The following is a 19,173-nucleotide window of genomic DNA, read 5'->3' on the forward strand; positions in this document are numbered from 1 at the left end:
AAGCTACACAATTCGGTTTTGCTGTCTGCCCTGTACAAAAGCTGTGATGTTACCAATCAATATCTTGGCAATCTTAGGGAAAGAAGATTCGCTGCCCCAAGCCACATGTGGCGTGAGAAGCAAGTTTGGCAAAGTCATATTGGCAATCAAAGGGTTTGAAGTATCAGGCGGCTCTTTGGTAAGCACATCTACGCCAGCGCCAGCGATGTCGCCTTGTTTGAGCGCATCGACTAAAGCGACCTCATCAACCAAACCTCCCCTTCCCGTATTGATCAATATGGCGCTGCGCTTCATTGCCATCAGTTCTTCGCGGCCAATAATGTTGCGAGTCTGCTCATTTAACGGGCAATGTAGGGTCAAAACATCCGATATCTCAATCACCTGCTCAAAGGGTAAATAGCCGGCTCGACAATCCTGTTGGCCTTTACGCTCGGCAAACACAATATTCATGCCCAGCGCCTTGGCGATATTAGCGGTTGCTTGGCCAATTTCTCCGGCGCCAATCACCCCAAGTGTGCTGCCGACAACATCACTAATGGGGTGAGTGAAAAAACAAAAATTATCCGTACGCTGCCACTCTCCCGCCGCAATATCATTATGGTAGCCTTTTAAGTTACGTTTGAGTGCAAACATCATGGCAATTACATGTTCTGGTACTGAGGGGGTCGAATATCCTTGAACATTGGTTACCGCTATGCCTCGCTCCTTACAAAAGCTCACATCAATATGATTAAAGCCAGTCGCGGCGACCACAATCAGCTTTAAGTCAGGCAGTTGGCTTAAACTCTCTCTATCAAGCACAACCTTATTGGTGATCGCAATCGTGGCGCCTTGAAGACGCTCAACCACTTGTTCTTTGGTCGTCTTAGGATAATCCGTCCACTTGTGTTCAAAAGGTAACGAAGGATAGTCGATTTGATCAGGTATCGTTGCTCGATCCAAAAACACAATACTCGGGGCAAGCCCAACATTCTGCAACATAAACTCTCCTATCAATAGGGGTTGAACATAAGATACATCACAAGTGTGGTAAGGTTTTATAATCAGGCAAGGTGTCGACAGGCTCAAAAATGCTTTGAATAACAGGGACAGCCTGCGGGTAAAAGTCACAAGCGGTGAAAATACAGCGCAGTTTATTATCCTTAGGATGATAAAAACTTAACTCAGCTGCATGTAATCCCAAACGTTCAAAGTTTTCAAAGGCTTCGCCTTGAGCGTAAAATTCATCGCCGACAATAGGATAACCTAATGCTTGCATATGAACACGCAATTGATGTGAGCGCCCAGTAATAGGCAACAAACGCACAATCGTGGTGCCTTTTTCACGCTTAACCACTTCAAACTCAGTTTGTGAGGCTTTACCCTGCTCATAACACACTTTTTGTCTTGGTCTATTTGGCCAGTCACAGATAAGAGGTAAGTCTATTAGGCCTTGTCGCTGTTCTAGCTCTCCCCAGACTCGCGCGTAATACACTTTATGGGTAAGACGAAATTGAAATTGCTTTTTAAGTGCCGATTCCGCTGCTTTATTCTTGGCAAACAACATAATGCCGGATGTGCACATATCCAGTCGATGGACTGGCTGACAATCAGGGTGGCTGTCTATTAAGCGGCTCCACATACTATCATAATGCGCTTTGTCACGCCCAGGCACAGACAATAGCCCTGAAGGCTTATGTACTATGATAAGATCTTGGTCTTCAAATACACAATCTATCCAAGGCTTGGTCGGCGGACAATAATGCTGCATCGCCATAAATACCCTCATTTAAATAACAAATAAAACACCATAACAAAGCATCTATGTGATGAATTAAACATATTAAAGTCTTATTTTATTTTTTCAATGTAAACAAGTTTTAACCTACCTACAAGATGTGATATTCGTACGCCCCAATATGTAGGCAACACAAGGTTTTTACCCTAGGAATTTTATGGATACTATCTCCACATCAGAGAGTCGCAGCAAGTTTTCTTTGTCGCGACTCACCCGTTCACTCGGCCCAGGTATTATGATGGCAACGATTGCCATTGGAGGTTCTCATTTAGTGGCCTCAACAAAAGCTGGCGCCATCTATGGCTGGCAACTTGTTGCGTTAATTCTACTGGTAAACCTGCTAAAATACCCTTTTTTTCGTGCCAGCGTTCAGTATACGGTCGGTACAGGTGAAAGTATTGTAGAAGGCTACGCCAAACTTGGTCATGCCTATGTGTGGCTCTTTAGTGGCTTGTGTGTGATCGCTGGTATTATTAATACTGCCGCACTACTTCTCTTTAGTGCCAGCTTATTAGCTTATTTTATTCCTCTTGAGCTACCAATAACTGTATTGTGTGTTGCGGTTTTGGCCGCATGTATTTTAATTTTGCTTTTGGGTCATTACAGAGCGCTCAACACTGTTTCCAAAGCAATCATGCTTCTGCTGTCAGTGACGACGATTGCAGCGGTATTCGTTGCAGCAAATAACCCCGTCGACGTTTCCCCAACTTTCATAGAACCCTCACCTTGGTCAATTGCCGCAATTGGTTTTTTGGTAATCACTATGGGCTGGATGCCCACGGCTATTGAAATCTCAAGCATGACGTCAATATGGTTAAAGAGCCAGCAGCGCCAAAGTAAAGTTACGGCTCAATCGGCTCTATTTGATTTTAATGTCGGCTATATAGGTACCGCGCTATTGGCGATTGTCTTTCTCGCCCTTGGTGCCTTAGTACTGCATGGCACCAATACTGAGTTTTCACAATCAGGCCTAGGCTTTACCCATCAATTAGTCAATTTATATACCTCTACCATTGGTGAGTGGTCACGCTACCTTATCGCAACTGTCGCTTTTCTTTGTATCTTTGGCAGCACAATCACAGCAATTGATGGCTATGCACGTACTATTTCTGAGTCGCAGCGCCTATTGCAAGACAAAACAGAAATCAATCCCAAAGTAACCATAATATGGACGATAGCCATTTCATTGGCAGCGCTTGCTATTATCTTCTTTTGGGCCTCAACATTGCTACCCATGCTTGATTTCGCCATGACTCTGGCATTTATTACCACGCCATTTTTTGCCTTACTAAATTATATTCTTGTATCGAAAACAGACCTACCCAAGCCTTTGGCTTTAAGCAAGCCGATGAAGTGGCTATCGATTATAGGCCTTATTTATTTATTTAGCTTTTTAGCCGTCTTCTTCTGGTGGAAGTGGTTGCTGTAGATTAATAAAAAGGCAAGTAATGAGTAGGCGCTAGCAGCGCAGCATCTAAATACAATCATGCCGCACTTAGCCATCTTAAACCCAGTTTAAGATGGTTTTTTGTTTGTAACACCTATTATAAGTACTCAAAAAAACGACACATTAGTAATAATAACAACAGCATATTTCAGCTGCATGTGTGATGAAACTTACATATTAAAATCTTATTTGGTTTTTTCTATGTAAATGAGTTTTAACACACCAGTGGAATATGATATTCGTACGGCAATTTATTGAAGTAACACAAGGTTTTACCCTAGGTTTTATATGGATACTATCTCCACATCAGACAGTTGCAGCAAATTATCTTTGCTGCAACTGGCGCGCTCAACAGGTCCAGGTATTATGATGGCAACCGCTGCAGTGGGTGGCTCTCATCTGGTCGCGTCTACCCAAGCTGGCGCCACCTATGGCTGGCAAATCGCGATAGTTATCTTGCTGGTCAATATTCTAAAATACCCCTTTTTTCGCGCCAGTATCCAATATACCGCAGCAACTGGTGAAAGTTTAGTCGAAGGCTACGCCAAGCTTGGCCAAGCATTTCTTTGGTTATTTTTAAGCGTATGCACTATCTCTGGCATAGTGACTGCCTCTGCTTTACTGTTATTTAGTGCCAATCTACTCGGTCACTTTTTACCTTTTGCATTATCATTAAAAAGCTTAGCCATGGTCATAGTGGCCGTGTGCCTACTTGCGCTGTTTTGTCGCCGCTATGGTGTGCTTAATAATATTTCAAAGGTGATTATGCTGATTCTGGTAGTGACGCTAATCGCCGCGCTCGCTATCGCGGCAACTCAAACTCTAGATAACCCTACTCCTATACAAGAAACAACGCCTTGGTCTACTGCTGCGATAGGTTTTATTATCGCTGCCATGGTATGGATGCCTGCGCCAATAGAAATATCCAGCGTAACTTCAGTATGGCTAAAAGAACAACAATCTAAATATAAGGTCAGCGCTCAAACCGCTTTGTTTGATTTTAATGTTCACTATGTAGCTACTGTGCTGTTAGCGCTAGCCTTTGTAGCGCTTGGCGTTTTGGTGTTTTATGGCAGCGGACTGGAATTTTCTCAATCCGGCGTTGAGTTTTCTAATCAATTGATTGAAGGTTATACATCAAAAATTGGGCAGTGGGCCTACTATCTTATCGCAGCGGTAGCCTTTTGTTGCATCTTTGGTAGTACAATTACTGTAATAGATGGTTATTCACGCGCGATTGCTGAAGCTCAGCGTTTATTGCAAGAGCGCGAAGAAATCAGCCATAAGGCGTCAGTGATATGGATGATCTTGATTGCATTTGCGGCGCTGGCTCTAATTTTATTCTGGCTTTCTTCGGTATTGTCGGCGCTTTATGTCAGCTTAACCTTAGCCTTTATTACCACCCCCTTCTTTGCCCTACTGAACTTTATTCTTGTCTCCCACACCAAATTGCCCAAACCTCTTGCGCTGACTAAACCAATGAAATGGCTCTCTATCTTAGGGCTTATCTATTTATTTGGCTTTTTGGCGGTCTTCTTTTGGTGGAACTGGTTGGTATAACAGGATCAAATAAAAAAGGCCTGACTGCGATTAAGCATCGACATCAGGCCTTTTTCTACTTGTCTTGTTTACACAAAGAACGCTTAGTTATGAGAGACGACAATTAAGCGCAATGAGTCCAGCTGATATTGAGCTGTAGCAATGTAGCTATCTAATTGGCTTATCTGCTGCTCAATTGCACTTAATTCCTCATCACGGATATTTGGGTTGACCGCTTTGAGTGCTTGTAAGCGCTCCAGCTCTGTATTTAGACTGGCTTTCATATCAAGCTGCGCCTGCTCGCGCACAGCAGCGACTTTATCCATGATCAGACCTTCGCCCGCTGTGATCATTTGATGCACTTGTGGCTGAACCGATGACACCAATTTGGTCGCCATATGGCGCCCTACAGGGCTAAGCTGGCGGTTAAAGCTTTCAAACTCAACCTGCTCAGACAAATCGCTGCCTTTACCGTCTAACATAAGGCGAATTGGGGTGGCAGGCAAAAACCGGCTAATACCGCTGCGCTTGGGCGCTTGTGCATCCACTTTGTAAACCAGCTCAAGCAGCATGGTGCCAACTGGCAATGCCTTGTTCTTAAGCAAAGAAACCGCAGCTGTGCCTACTCCTTCACTCATCAGAAGATCGATGCCTCCTTGAATCATTGGGTGTTCCCAACTGATGAAGTTCATATCTTCGCGAGATAAAGCCGTATTACGGTCAAAAGTGATGGTCGCGCCTTCGTAAGGCAGCCCTGGATAACTTGGCACCATCATATGTTCCGATGGTGTGACCACTATGGCGTTCTCACCTTTATCGTCCTGATTCAGACCGATAGTATCAAACAGGCTTAAAGCAAAGGTGACCAAATTGGTATCGCCATCGGTTGCCGCAATACTTTCAACAATTTCCTGCGCCTTCTCACCGCCATTTGAGTGCATTTCAAGCAAGCGATCTCGGCCTTGTTCAAGCTGCGCTTTCAAAGTTTGATTCATGGCTGCCGATTGGGCAATCACGTCATCGAGTTCTGTGGTATCGCCTGTGGCCAACATTTCAATTAAACGGCCAGAGAACTCATCATAAACCGCTCGACCGGTTGGGCAGGTATCAGCAAATGCATTCAAACCTTCGTTAAACCAGCGGGCTAAAATAGCCTGTGAGGTTTGCTCTAGATAGGGAACATGAATATCAATGTCTCGGTTTTGACCAATACGGTCAAGACGACCAATGCGCTGCTCTAAAAGATCAGGGTTGAATGGTAAATCGAACATTACCAGTTGATTTGCAAACTGAAAGTTACGCCCTTCCGAGCCAATTTCACTACAAATCAGCACCTGAGCGCCGCCTTCTTCCTGTGCAAAATAAGCCGCCGCTTTATCTCGCTCAAGAATAGACATACCCTCATGGAAAACCGTAGCACGAATACCTTCACGCTCGCGCAAAGCTTGCTCTAATTGCAATGCAGTTGTAGAGCGCGACGCAATCACCAAGATCTTTTCACTGCGCTTTTGCTTAATTTTTTCGATCAGCCAATTCACGCGTGAGTCAAACTGCCACCAGCTGGCTTCATCACCCTCAAATTCTTGAAAGATTTCTTCAGGGTAGAGGTTTTTTAACGCGCGGGCTTCTTGGCTAATCTTGCCACCAATTAAACCAGAAACACGCATCGACGTGGCGTACTGAGAAGGGATCGGCATAGGTAACATATGAAGATTACGAACTGGAAAACCTTTAATCGCCGCGCGAGTATTACGAAATAAAACACGCCCCGTCCCGTGACGGTCCATCAGATTATCAATCAATTCCTGACGAGCTTTGGCTTTTTCCACTTCCTGCGAGTCATTTTCTATAATGCGAAATAAGGGTTCAACATCTTGCTCTGTCAGCAGCTCAGTGATTTGATTTTTGGCATCGTTAGATAAAGACTCACCAGAAAACAAGGCGCTGACTGAATCTGCAACCGGCGCATATTGCTCTTCTTCTTCAACAAAGGCTTGGTAGTCATAAAAGCGATCAGAGTCGAGCAAACGTAGACGGGCAAAATGGCTTTCTCGGCCAAGTTGCTCTGGTGTTGCGGTCAGCAGCAGCACACCTGGGGTATTTTCAGCCAAACCCTCAATGATTTGGTATTCCCGACTCGGTTTTTCCGGACTCCACTCAAGATGGTGCGCTTCATCAACCACCAATAAATCCCATTCACCTTCCAAAGCCTGCTCAAAACGTTTGCGGCTTTTACGAAGAAAGTCCAAAGAACACAAAACATATTGCTGGGTATCAAACGGGTTGTCGGCATCGGCAAACGCTTCTATGCAACGTTCTTCATCAAAAATAGAAAAATGCAGATTAAATCGGCGCATCATTTCCACTAACCATTGATGCTGCAAAGTTTCTGGAACCACAATCAGAATGCGCTCAGCACGACCAGCCAACACTTGCTGGTGGATGATCATGCCAGCTTCAATAGTTTTACCTAGACCGACTTCATCGGCGAGGAGTACGCGCGGGGCGTGTCGGCGGCCAACTTCATGAGCAATGTAAAGTTGATGCGGAATCAAACCAGCTCGCATACCACACAAACCACGCATTGGACTCTTATGTTGCTGGTATTGATTCACTAGCGCTCGATAGCGCAGTACGAAATTGTCCATTCGATCGATTTGGCCGGCGAACAATTTATCTTGCGGTTTATTAAATCGAATTTGGTTGCTAAGCATAATTTCACGTAAAGTGACGTCATGTTCATCGGTATCTTCACGGGTTCCTATGTAAGTAAAGAGCCCCTGCTCCTCCACAACCTGCTCAACTTTAAGTGACCATCCTTCCTGACTATCTACAAGATCACCCGTGTTGAAAGTGACACGAGTAACAGGCGCATCGTTACGAGAGTAAACTCGGTTTTCTTCGGACGCTGCAAACATTAGTGTCACAGTACGATTGTCCAATGCAACTACAGTTCCTAAACCTAAATCGCTTTCCGTATCGCTTATCCAGCGCTGGCCCAAAGCAAATGTCATGAATCGACTACCTCACCTGTTGAATTCAAAATTGGGTCTCATTATCTTAGTTATTCTTGCGCAACATGACAGCCTGATGGCAGGAGAATCATATAATCAGAAAGTACGCAAAAAAGGTCGCTAATATTACTCCAAGCTGTGATGTTGGTCACGTACAAACACCTCAAAAAACAACAATTTTTTCTCCATCTTTTGCATGACATCAAACTGTAAGAAAAGAGTGGCAGTTCTGGAAGGGAGAGCCGCAGATCTCACTTATACTCATAGTTGGGAGTGCAAATTTTGGCGTCAATTTTCCGACTGGCACAAGAGATGCATTACTGACATGACGATCAATACGGGTTTGTAGCATAACAGCTAACCGACAGAGATCCACAAGCGACTTAGCGTCATGCTACAAGCCAAGGCAAGTAAGCCAAAACACGAGCGATTGTGATTGGCAAATCAGCCGTATCTCGGCAAGGAGACGCTTATGGGTGACACGGATCGGAAACTTTTTGTCCTAGACACCAACATCCTTCTTCACGAACCTTTAGCTATTTATTCCTTTCAAGAGCACGATGTAGTCATACCTATGACAGTCCTCGAAGAACTAGATCGAATCAAAGACAGCAAGCGCGACGTTGCTCGCGATGCTCGTGTCGCGATTCGAGCTATGGAAGCCATGTTCAAAGACGCAACCCCTGATGAAATTTCAGAGGGCATTCCAATCAATCGAGATAAAGAGCATACAGGACATATCTCAATTCTTGCCGATTTCGAGTTGCAAGAAACGGTAAAAGCGTTTGCCGACAAGGCAGGCGACAACCGCATTCTCAATGCGGTTTTGTACTTACAGAACAAACGTGCGCCGCGCGAAGTGATTCTCATCACGAAAGATATCAACATGCGCTTGCGTGCCAAAGGCGCTGGGGTACGTTTTGTTGAAGACTACCGCACCGATCAACTGATTGATGATGTTCAATATCTCACTAAGGGGTTCCAACAAATCGAGGGAGAGTTCTGGCATAACGTTGACCAAGTCGAAAGTAAAACCTATGCAGGTAATACTTATCACACTCTTGATCGTGAACCTTTTGAGCCTACTTATATCAATCAGTATGTCATCGACGAAGGCAGTGACTTTGCGGGGCGAGTCGAAGATATCAAGCCAGATAAGATCACCTTAAAAGATCTTAGCCGAGAGCGAATGATGAATCGCCGTGCTTGGGACATCACACCTAAGAATATTTATCAAGGTATGGCGTTAGATGCCCTTTTGGATCCTGAAATTGATCTGGTTATTATGACTGGAGCTGCTGGTAGTGGTAAAACCTTGCTCGCAATGGCTTCCGCTCTCGAGCAAACCATAGAAAATGGTATGTTTGATAAAATCATTGTCACTCGAAATACACCCGATATTGGCGAATCGATTGGCTTTTTACCAGGCTCAGAAGAAGAGAAAATGTTGCCTTGGCTTGCCGCCGTAACCGACACGCTTGAAGCCTTGCACAAAAATGATCACTGCACTGAAGGCTCTTTGAAGTACATCTGTGATAAAGCTAACATTCAGTTTAAATCGATCAACTTTATGCGCGGGCGATCGATCCAAAACGCTTTTGTGCTGCTTGATGAGTGTCAGAACTTAACGGCCTCGCAAATTAAAACCATCATTACCCGTTGCGGTGAAGGAACAAAAATTGTCTGCTCGGGTAACCTAGCGCAAATCGATTCTCACTACTTAACCCCTGTCACTTCAGGACTGACCTACATGGTTGAGCGCTTCAAAAACTTTGAAGGCAGCGCCAATGTTCATCTAAATGGTGTGGTTCGAAGTCGCTTGGCCGAGTTTGCAGAAGAGAATTTATAACCTCATATCGCGGGATATTTACCATATCCCGCAAATAATTATTCACAAATAAAACATATTTAGTTATAAATAACCCTAACAACACAAGACTCTGGGGTTATCATGGCTTTCAATTTACGCAACAGGAATTTTCTTAAACTACTCGACTTCTCGCCTAAAGAGATCCAATTCTTAATCGATTTGGCTGCGGACCTAAAAAACGCTAAGTATTCAGGCACTGAACAGAAAAAGCTGTGCGGAAAAAATATCGCTTTGATCTTTGAAAAAGCATCGACTCGAACCCGCTGTGCATTTGAAGTCGCGGCTTTTGATCAAGGCGCACAAGTGTCTTACATTGGCCCCTCAGGTTCTCAAATTGGTCATAAAGAGTCGATGAAAGATACCGCAAGGGTGTTAGGACGAATGTACGACGGCATTGAATATCGTGGATTTGAACAAAGCATTGTTGAAGAATTAGGACAATACGCCGGTGTCCCTGTATGGAATGGTTTGACTAATGAATTTCACCCAACCCAAATTCTCGCCGACTTGTTGACCATGATAGAATATGGTAACGGCAAACAACTAAATGAAATTACCTTTGCGTATCTGGGCGATGCGCGCAATAACATGGGCAATTCTTTACTTGTCGGCGCGGCGAAAATGGGCATGAATATTAGACTTGTTGCGCCTAAAGATTATTGGCCAGAGCATGCACTGGTGGAAACCTGCCAGCATATCGCTAAGCAAACAGGTGCAACTATCACGCTGACAGAAAGTGTTGATGAAGGCGTCAAAGGCTGTGATTTTCTCTATACCGATGTTTGGGTGTCTATGGGAGAATCCCCCGAGTCTTGGGATACTAGAGTTGCACAAATGAAACCTTATCAAGTCAACATGGAAACAATCGAGAAAACAGGTAACCCAGATGTGAAGTTTATGCATTGTTTACCGGCTTTTCATAACGATGAAACCAAGATAGGTAAAGAGGTGGCAGACAAGTATGGCATGAGTGGACTTGAGGTCACTGAAGACGTGTTTGAGTCTAAGTATTCAATCGTCTTTGATGAGGCTGAAAATCGCATGCACACCATCAAGGCTGTGATGGTCGCCACACTAGGCGCTTAGTTTCAACAAAGTTTGCACCATCAAGGTTCGACGTAAACGCTTGCGTTGGTCAATCTTCAGCGTATAATACTGTGCAATTTGTCTGGAGGTAGTGACCAAATGCCACGTAAAGGTGCTCAACAAAGCGATTTGCACAGGGTAAGCCCCAATGCTTACTGGCTTGGTTTTTTTACTATTTCCATCGATTTTTAAAGCCTCCTTTATAGGGGGCTTTTTTATTGCCTAACATACAGATGGGACGATGATTATGACCAATACGCTTTACAACAAGCACATTATCTCAATTCCAGAACTGTCTCGAAACGAGCTGGAACTGATTGTCAAAACCGCAGGTCAACTCAAAGCAGAGCCGAATCCAACACTGATTAAAGATAAGGTGATCGCAAGCTGTTTCTTTGAGCCATCAACACGGACTCGCCTCTCTTTTGAAACGGCAATTCAACGTATAGGCGGCAGTGTAATAGGCTTCGACAACGGCGGGAATACCTCCTTGGCCAAAAAAGGCGAAACACTATCAGACTCAGTGCAAGTCATTTCGTCTTATGTGGATGCATTTGTCATGCGCCATCCACAAGAGGGGGCGGCTCGCTTGGCTTCAGAGTTTTCCAATCGCGTGCCCGTCATTAACGCAGGCGACGGCGCAAACCAGCACCCAACTCAAACCTTACTGGATTTATTCTCGATAGCAGAAACCCAAGGCAAACTAGACAACCTTAATGTTGCCTTTGTGGGCGATCTTAAATACGGTCGTACTGTGCACTCTCTCACGCAAGCTTTAGCAAAATTCAACCATATTCGATTCTACTTCATTGCGCCTGAAGCTTTAGCAATGCCAGATTATATCTGCGAAGAACTCGACGAAGCGGGGATTCAGTACAGCATGCATACCGATATGGAAAGCGTGATCCCTGAGCTGGATATTTTATATATGACTCGAGTGCAAAAAGAGCGCTTTGATGAATCAGAATACGCGCATATCAAATCTGCGTATATTCTGACGAGTGCATTACTCGAAGGCGCACGGAGTAACCTAAAAGTCCTACATCCACTGCCACGGGTTGATGAAATTACAGTGGATGTCGATAAGACGCCTCACGCTTACTATTTCGAACAAGCGGAAAATGGCGTTTATGCTCGTGAAGCACTGCTCGCTCTTGTCCTTAACCAACAACTGTAATCGGGAGAACTATCATGGCAAAAGAAACTCAATTGCAGGTTGAAGCAATTAAAAATGGTACGGTAATTGACCATATTCCAGCTCAAATAGGAATTAAGGTCCTCAAACTTTTTTCTATGCATAAGTCAGAGCAACGCGTCACCATAGGGCTTAACTTACCTTCCTCAGCGCTTGGTCACAAAGACCTACTTAAGATAGAAAACGTTTTTATCAGCGAAGAGCAAGCCAGTAAACTGGCATTGTATGCTCCGCACGCAACAGTGAACCAAATTGAAAACTATGAGGTGGTTAAGAAATTGGCGCTCGATTTACCCGAGCAAATAAACAATGTCTTCGAATGCCCAAACAGTAACTGCATTACTCATAATGAGCCTGTGGAAAGCAGCTTTAAGGTTTTTGAAAAGAAACAAGATATTCGTCTTAAATGTAAGTATTGCGAGAAAGTCTTTGCTCGAGAGATAGTCACTGAACGATAATTGGGTGACTTTGTCATCATCTCACATCCCTGCTTGTTTTAGCGGGGATTTTTCTTTACCCCACTCCAGTTTCGCGGCAGACTGAGTTTTTCTAATAACAAAACACTCCTCACAGGTGGAATGCAATAATGACTAAAGTACTACATACAGATTCAGCTCCTGCTGCAATAGGCCCATATGTCCAAGGGGTTGATTTAGGTAACATGGTTCTTACTTCCGGCCAAATCCCTGTAAACCCTGAGACTGGCGACGTCTCATCAAATATCGCTGAGCAAGCTCTGCAATCACTCAACAATGTCAAAGCTGTGGTACAAGCGTCTGGTTTGTCTGTTTCAGATATTGTGAAAATGACGGTATTTGTTAAAGACCTTAATGATTTTGCGACAGTAAACGAAGTTTACGGGAAGTTTTTCGACGACCATGACGTCGCTAACTACCCAGCTCGTTCATGCGTTGAAGTGGCTCGCTTGCCTAAAGATGTCGGTATTGAGATTGAAGCGATCGCGGTCAGAAAATAGTCAAACTAAAAAAAGCGAGCTGATTAGCTCGCTTTCTAGTAATACTTATCACAGCCTATGTGAAGTTGTGGATCATCCATCAGCTCGCTGACCTCTGCGGAGAATTGATGGCGAGACACCCTTTCTTCCAACAGTACAGTGTTGTTTTGTACATCAATCGCTAGAATTTTGCCAACACCTTGCTCAAACCCTACCAGCATGCCTTTCTCGATTTCGTTTATATCCATTCTTTCACTCCTTAGCTACCAAAATTTATACATTCCGATCAACAAAAAGGATCAAAAAAGCCGACAAATTGTCGGCTTTTAATCTAAAACAGGTTTTTGTTATTGGGCAAAGTCAACGCCGATTTTAATATCGCCATTTAGTGTATCAAGCATTCCATCAAGTGCGTCTTTTTCGAATGCACTTAGCTCACCATAACTCAATACTTCTTCCACACCATTTTTGCCCAGTTTGACCGGCTGAGCAAAGAATGGAGCATGCTCACCATTGCCTTCAACGTAAGCATAATCAATCACTTCTTCACCCTGAAGCGCTCTAACAAGTGAAAGACCGAATCGACATGCTGCTTGCCCCATGGAAAGAGTCGCTGAGCCGCCACCAGCTTTAGCTTCAACTACTTCTGTACCCGCATTTTGAATACGTTTTGTTAACGCTGCGACTTCATCAGAGCTAAATTCAACACCTTTCACCTGCGAAAGAAGAGGCAAAATGGTAACACCTGAATGTCCACCAATCACAGGAACTTGAATATCTGCCGGAGATTTACCTTTAAGCTCAGCAACAAATGTTTCAGAGCGAATAACATCAAGTGTTGTCACACCAAACAAACGACGCTTGTCATAAACGCCAGCTTTTTTCAAAACTTCCGCAGCAATTGGCACAGTAGTGTTAACCGGGTTAGTAATAATGCCAACCATAGCTTTAGGACAAACTTTGGCAATTTTTTCAGCCAATGATTTAACAATACCTGCATTGACATTAAACAGGTCAGCGCGATCCATTCCTGGTTTACGAGCCACACCAGCAGAGATCAACACAATATCCGCACTTTCAAGCGCTGGAGTTGGATCTTCACCTGAATACCCTTTAATAGATACAGGTGTGGGGATATGGCTTAAGTCCGCTGCTACGCCAGGCGTTACAGGAGCAATATCATACAGAGCAAGATCTGAACCAGCAGGTAGGTGATTTTTCAGTAATAGGGCTAGGGCTTGACCGATGCCACCAGCGGCACCAATTACGGCTACTTTCATCGTAGTTCTCCTTGAGATGGTATCTCTTTTTATTTCTTGAGATGCTTTAAATCAACGCTGTCCAAAGCTATAGCAATCACATACTGATTACAATCAATTAACGCCAGCTTTGCGACCTTGCGCAACACACTTATAGCCAGTTATCACAAGCGTTCGCAAGTCATTAGTCATTGAAAAACTCTGCGCCATTTTATCAACGACTACAGACTGTAAACCATCTAAGTTTACAGTGATAGATCAGGCAGAATTGAGCCTCATGATTGGCAGGATGTGAATACCTATGCGAGAATATGCACTCAATCTTAATAATAACTATGGCTGGAAAAAACATGCGCCACTCAGAAAAACAAGATAATCTCGTTCGAGCCTTTAAAGCCCTACTAAAGGAAGAACGTTTTGGTTCACAAGGAGATATTGTAGAAGCACTCAAAAATGAGGGTTTTGAAAATATAAATCAGTCTAAAGTGTCTCGTATGTTAACCAAGTTTGGAGCAGTACGTACGCGAAATGCAAAAATGGAAATGGTTTACTGTTTGCCAGCGGAGCTCGGAGTCCCAACGGTTTCTAGTTCATTGCGTGAACTGGTGTTAGATATAGATCACAACGCGGCATTAGTGGTGATACATACTGGACCTGGGGCTGCTCAATTAATCGCTCGCCTGCTCGATTCTCTTGGTAAGTCTGAAGGTATCTTAGGTGTCGTCGCCGGAGATGACACGATTTTTATCACTCCAACGCTTAATATTACAACTGAACAACTATTTCAGTCTGTTTGCGAGCTATTTGAATATGCCGGATGACGCTAGGTATACTTCAGTGTTATGAGTCACAAATACACATCATTGGTGTGACTCGAATCACATCTTTAAAAAATCCTCCAGCGCCATTTGAATTACAATAAACGCATGATTTTTATGGGTTAAAAATAAAAAAACAAAACCAAAAACACAAGGTGATTAAAATATAAACACATCATAAATTTTAACAATTGTATAATTGTGGACAGAGTGTTTGATATTATTCAGCCACTTTTTCAACATACGGATTGAAAAAGATGCCGTTTTCGTGACTCGAAAACTTCCACGGCAAGTTACACTGCCGTAGGAGAAATAATGTATAAAGGAAGGGAAATTCATGGCATTAAGCAAGTTGATTAAAGTTGGTGCAATTGCAGCAGCAGTAATCGGTACAGGCACAGTTAGCGCTCAAGAGTTTATTACTATCGGGACAGGTTCTGTTACAGGGGTTTACTACCCCACGGGCGGTGCAATTTGTAAGCTAGTTAACAAAGGGCGTAAAGAGCACAACATTCGATGTTCCGTCGAGTCTACTGGTGGTTCAATCTATAATGTAAACACCATCAGAGCTGGTGAACTTGACTTTGGTATTGTTCAGTCTGACTGGCAGTATCATGGATACAACGGAACAAGTAAGTTCTCTGAGCAGGGTCCTTACAAGAAACTGCGCGCAGTGTTCTCTTTGCACACAGAACCTTTTAACATCATTGCACGCTCAGACTCCAAAATTGAAAACATTTCAGACCTTAAAGGCAAACGCGTCAATATAGGCAACCCGGGTTCTGGTGACCGAGCAACCATGGGTGTGGTAATGGATGCTATGGGCTGGACTAATGACAGCTTTAAGCTTGCATCTGAACTAAAAGGCTCTGAGCGCTCACAAGCACTTTGTGATAATAAGAACGATGCATTTGTCTACGTAGTTGGACACCCAAACGGGTCAATTAAAGAAGCAACTACATCTTGTGATGCAAAACTCATCTCTGTAACAGGGTCAAAGATTGATAAAATCGTTGCCGATAATCCTTACTATGCATTCAGTACCGTTCCTGCTGGCATGTATCGTGGAACAGATAAAGATGTTAACAGCTTCGGTGTTGCTGCAACTATGGTGACAACTTCTGATGTATCTGATGATGTAGCATACAATGTTGCAAAGTCGGTATTTGAAAACTTTGATACATTCAAGCGACTACATCCGGCATTTGCAAACCTGAAAAAAGAGCAAATGGTCAAAGCTGGTCTATCAATTCCTCTTCATCCAGGTGCTGAAAAGTACTACAAAGAAGTTGGCTTAATAAAGTAACCACTTCATTAAGCCAAGAGGCTAGTCAAGCTTTGACTGCGTTTTTATTTGCTCTTAGCACTGGCCTCATTAAAGGGGAGTTTCATAGTATTGAAGCTCCTCTTTATTATTATCTAACTGCATGGCACAGAGCATGTGTGGTGTTGTTTACCACCTTTTCTAAACAATATCGATTAAACTCTAATAATCATAAAAAAGACAGGCCATATATAATAAGGATTTAGTACATGCCGAAGAGCACTTCTCCGACTCAAGATGTGCAAGAAATGGTGGCTCAAGCCGACACTGGAGCCCGTTCTCCTGATGGAATTTCGGCGCGTATCCTGTGGGTTACACCTTTGTGTTGGTCATTATTCCAACTTTGGTATGCATCTCCCCTCCCCTTCATTTTCAATTTTGGCGTACTCAATGATACTGAAGCGCGCTCCATACACTTGATGTTTGCCATATTTTTGGCCTTTACAGCATACCCAGCACTAAAGAGTTCACCACGTAATAAAATTCCACTTACCGACTGGATTCTAGCTTTAGCTAGCAGTTTTTCTGCTGGATATATTTACATTTTTTATACTGAGCTGGCCGGCCGTTCAGGCGCTCCAACCACAGCGGATGTTGTTGTGGCTGTGATCGGCATGATTCTGCTGCTTGAAGCAACTCGTCGAGCTCTGGGCCCACCACTAATGGTTGTAGCAGCCGTGTTTTTGTTATACACCTTTGGTGGACCCTATATGCCCGATGTCATCGCACACAAAGGAGCAAGCCTTAATAAAGCTATGTCACACCTTTGGTTAACGACAGAAGGTGTGTTCGGTGTAGCTCTGGGAGTTTCCTCATCCTTCGTGTTTCTATTTGTACTATTCGGCGCCATGTTAGAGCGCGCGGGGGCAGGCGCTTATTTCATCAAAGTTGCTTTTTCCTTACTTGGCCACATGCGCGGTGGCCCTGCTAAAGCGGCCGTCGTTGCATCCGGTTTATCAGGTATCGTCTCTGGCTCTTCTATTGCCAACGTGGTTACAACGGGCACATTCACCATCCCTCTAATGAAAAGAGTTGGGTTTCCTGGCACAAAAGCAGGCGCAGTTGAAGTCGCAGCTTCAACCAACGGACAATTAACTCCTCCAATAATGGGTGCAGCCGCTTTTCTTATGGTGGAGTATGTCGGTATTTCCTACGTTGAGGTGATCAAAGCGGCTATCCTGCCAGCGTTAATTTCCTATATCGCTTTGATTTATATTGTTCACTTAGAAGCATGCAAAGCAGGTATGCAGGGATTACCGCGTCGACACACACCAACTATTGGGCAAAGCTTACTCTCTTTCACTGGCACCATCTTAGGTCTATGTATTATTAGTGCAGCCGTATACTACGGCGTGGGCTGGACTAAGGATGTCTTTGGCGCTGCTGCAACCCCTATTGTGGTATCGGCTTTAGTGATCGCTTACATTACGCTGATTAGTGTTTCAGCAAGAAACGCTAATGAGGGAACGCTCGATGTCAATGCCGAACTTACCGAAGTTCCTGATCCTTCGCCAACCATCAAGTCTGGACTGCATTATCTATTGCCTATTGTAGTTTTGGTGTGGTGTCTTACCGTAGAGCGCTTCTCTCCTGGTCTATCAGCATTTTGGGCAACCGTATTTATGATTTTCATCATCATTACTCAGCGCCCTCTGATTTCCTTCATATCCAAACAAGGTAATATTGTCGAAGAGGCAACCGCTGGGTTTGTTGATCTACTTGAAAGTTTGGTGTCTGGCGCTCGTAATATGATTGGCATCAGTGTTGCTACTGCCGCTGCGGGGACCGTCGTTGGAGCTGTAACGCTAACCGGAATTGGCTTGGTGATGACAGACTTTGTCGAATTTATTTCAGGTGGCAATATAATTTTAATGCTGTTGTTTACTGCAGTAATTAGCTTAATCCTTGGAATGGGACTCCCCACAACAGCCAACTACATCGTAGTATCAACGCTTATGGCTCCTGTTATTGTCACATTAGGAGCACAAAGCGGGTTAATCATCCCGCTGATTGCAGTACACCTATTTGTTTTTTATTTCGGTATATTGGCTGACGATACCCCACCCGTTGGACTGGCTGCATTCGCCGCAGCTGCCATCGCTAAGTCAGATCCAATTAGGACAGGTATTCAGGGGTTCACTTATGATATCCGGACTGCGATATTGCCATTTATGTTCATTTTCAACACGCAACTGCTCTTAATTGGCATTGATACATGGTGGCATTTATTACTCACCGTTTTATCGTCTATCGTTGCTATGCTGATCTTCTCTGCTGCGACACAAGGGTGGTGGTTTACCAAGAATAAATGGTGGGAAACCCTGCTATTACTGCTACTTACCTTTACTTTCTTCCGTCCGGGTTATTGGTGGGATCAAATATACCCATCCAAAGAACTCCATCCAGGTTCAGACATCCAACAAATTGCTGAAAGTCTGTCGATTGGACAAGATATCGAACTCATGGTGGCAGGCGAAAATATTGAGGGCGATTTCATTAGTAAGACGGTGCGCTTACCTTTTGATGAAAAAGCAAAGTCTGCCATCGATCGCATTAGCTCTATGGGCCTGGTTTTAAAACAGGTCGATGATAAAGTATTCATCGATATGGTCGAGTTTGGCAGCCCAGCGGAAGCAGCGGGCATTGACTTTGATTGGGAAGTACGTTCAGTCATCACTGCAGCTGATCGACCAATGAAAGAGTGGGTGTTTATCCCTGCTCTGTTAATCCTTATTGGCTTGGGACTCAACCAAAAACGGCGAGTGAGCAATGATCAATTTAATCAACAAATAGATTAGTCGCACTTACCATAACAGCAATAAATAAAACTAAACTTAATACCGAGCCAAGCAAATTGTTTGTTGGCTCGGTATTAATAAGAGAGCACCC

Annotated in this window: 15 protein-coding genes; 10 read left to right on the forward strand and 5 right to left on the reverse strand. The window is 43.9% G+C overall.

Annotated features, from left to right (window positions below):
- Positions 1 to 3: 3 nt before the first annotated feature.
- Entirely contained in the window at positions 4 to 981 is a 978-nt protein-coding gene (locus MHN79_RS18085; RefSeq protein ID WP_239174028.1) for a D-2-hydroxyacid dehydrogenase, read from the reverse strand.
- Positions 982 to 1,018: 37 nt separating this feature from the next.
- Positions 1,019 to 1,756: a pseudouridine synthase gene (locus MHN79_RS18090; protein ID WP_239174030.1), complete on the reverse strand. Its 738-nt coding sequence runs from the start codon at positions 1,754 to 1,756 to the stop codon at positions 1,019 to 1,021.
- A 178-nt stretch (positions 1,757 to 1,934) separates the two neighbouring features.
- On the opposite strand from MHN79_RS18090, the gene MHN79_RS18095 reads away from it, so the two are divergent.
- On the forward strand, positions 1,935 to 3,206 hold the full coding sequence (locus MHN79_RS18095; RefSeq protein ID WP_239174032.1) for a divalent metal cation transporter: 1,272 nt from the start codon (positions 1,935 to 1,937) through the stop codon (positions 3,204 to 3,206).
- 306 nt (positions 3,207 to 3,512) lie between these two features.
- On the forward strand, positions 3,513 to 4,784 hold the full coding sequence (locus MHN79_RS18100) for a divalent metal cation transporter (RefSeq protein WP_239174034.1): 1,272 nt from the start codon (positions 3,513 to 3,515) through the stop codon (positions 4,782 to 4,784).
- A gap of 83 nt (positions 4,785 to 4,867) precedes the next feature.
- Here the strand turns inward: MHN79_RS18100 and rapA are convergent, their stop codons facing one another.
- Entirely contained in the window at positions 4,868 to 7,777 is a 2,910-nt protein-coding gene (rapA, locus tag MHN79_RS18105) for an RNA polymerase-associated protein RapA (RefSeq protein ID WP_239174036.1), read from the reverse strand.
- 472 nt (positions 7,778 to 8,249) lie between these two features.
- Here rapA and MHN79_RS18110 point away from each other — a divergent pair, with 472 nt between their 5' ends.
- The 5 genes from MHN79_RS18110 to MHN79_RS18130 all read left to right on the forward strand — a co-directional run bounded on the left by MHN79_RS18110 (position 8,250) and on the right by MHN79_RS18130 (position 12,904).
- A complete protein-coding gene (locus tag MHN79_RS18110) occupies positions 8,250 to 9,626 on the forward strand; it encodes a PhoH family protein (RefSeq protein ID WP_239174038.1) in 1,377 nt (458 codons plus the stop codon).
- Positions 9,627 to 9,728: 102 nt separating this feature from the next.
- On the forward strand, positions 9,729 to 10,733 hold the full coding sequence (gene argF, locus MHN79_RS18115) for an ornithine carbamoyltransferase (protein ID WP_239174040.1): 1,005 nt from the start codon (positions 9,729 to 9,731) through the stop codon (positions 10,731 to 10,733).
- A gap of 247 nt (positions 10,734 to 10,980) precedes the next feature.
- Positions 10,981 to 11,910 (forward strand): aspartate carbamoyltransferase, encoded by a 930-nt coding sequence (gene pyrB, locus MHN79_RS18120; RefSeq protein ID WP_239174042.1) that lies wholly within the window; start codon positions 10,981 to 10,983, stop codon positions 11,908 to 11,910.
- Positions 11,911 to 11,924: 14 nt separating this feature from the next.
- Complete coding sequence (pyrI, locus tag MHN79_RS18125) at positions 11,925 to 12,386, forward strand: aspartate carbamoyltransferase regulatory subunit (protein WP_114787800.1); 462 nt, start codon at positions 11,925 to 11,927, stop codon at positions 12,384 to 12,386.
- 128 nt (positions 12,387 to 12,514) lie between these two features.
- Positions 12,515 to 12,904, forward strand: coding sequence for a RidA family protein (locus MHN79_RS18130; protein WP_239174044.1), 390 nt, complete (start codon positions 12,515 to 12,517; stop codon positions 12,902 to 12,904).
- 35 nt (positions 12,905 to 12,939) lie between these two features.
- Here MHN79_RS18130 and MHN79_RS18135 read toward each other — a convergent pair whose 3' ends face one another.
- Positions 12,940 to 13,131 (reverse strand): hypothetical protein, encoded by a 192-nt coding sequence (locus MHN79_RS18135; RefSeq protein WP_239174046.1) that lies wholly within the window; start codon positions 13,129 to 13,131, stop codon positions 12,940 to 12,942.
- 99 nt (positions 13,132 to 13,230) lie between these two features.
- Complete coding sequence (gene mdh / locus MHN79_RS18140; RefSeq protein ID WP_239174048.1) at positions 13,231 to 14,163, reverse strand: malate dehydrogenase; 933 nt, start codon at positions 14,161 to 14,163, stop codon at positions 13,231 to 13,233.
- A 329-nt stretch (positions 14,164 to 14,492) separates the two neighbouring features.
- Between mdh and argR the strand changes: the two genes are divergently transcribed.
- The 3 genes from argR (at position 14,493) to MHN79_RS18155 (ending at position 19,082) form a co-directional block, all read left to right on the forward strand.
- Positions 14,493 to 14,963: a transcriptional regulator ArgR gene (argR, locus tag MHN79_RS18145; protein WP_114787796.1), complete on the forward strand. Its 471-nt coding sequence runs from the start codon at positions 14,493 to 14,495 to the stop codon at positions 14,961 to 14,963.
- Between the two features lie 334 nt (positions 14,964 to 15,297).
- Positions 15,298 to 16,266, forward strand: a complete 969-nt coding sequence (locus MHN79_RS18150; RefSeq protein ID WP_239174050.1) for a TAXI family TRAP transporter solute-binding subunit — start codon at positions 15,298 to 15,300, stop codon at positions 16,264 to 16,266.
- Positions 16,267 to 16,493: 227 nt separating this feature from the next.
- The gene (locus tag MHN79_RS18155; RefSeq protein WP_239174052.1) at positions 16,494 to 19,082 is read left to right on the forward strand and encodes a TRAP transporter permease; all 2,589 of its coding nucleotides are present in this window, start codon (positions 16,494 to 16,496) and stop codon (positions 19,080 to 19,082) included.
- Positions 19,083 to 19,173: the final 91 nt, after the last annotated feature.

This window comes from Vibrio sp. Of14-4 (assembly GCF_022347625.1).
Classification (GTDB): Bacteria; Pseudomonadota; Gammaproteobacteria; order Enterobacterales; family Vibrionaceae; genus Vibrio; species Vibrio pristinus.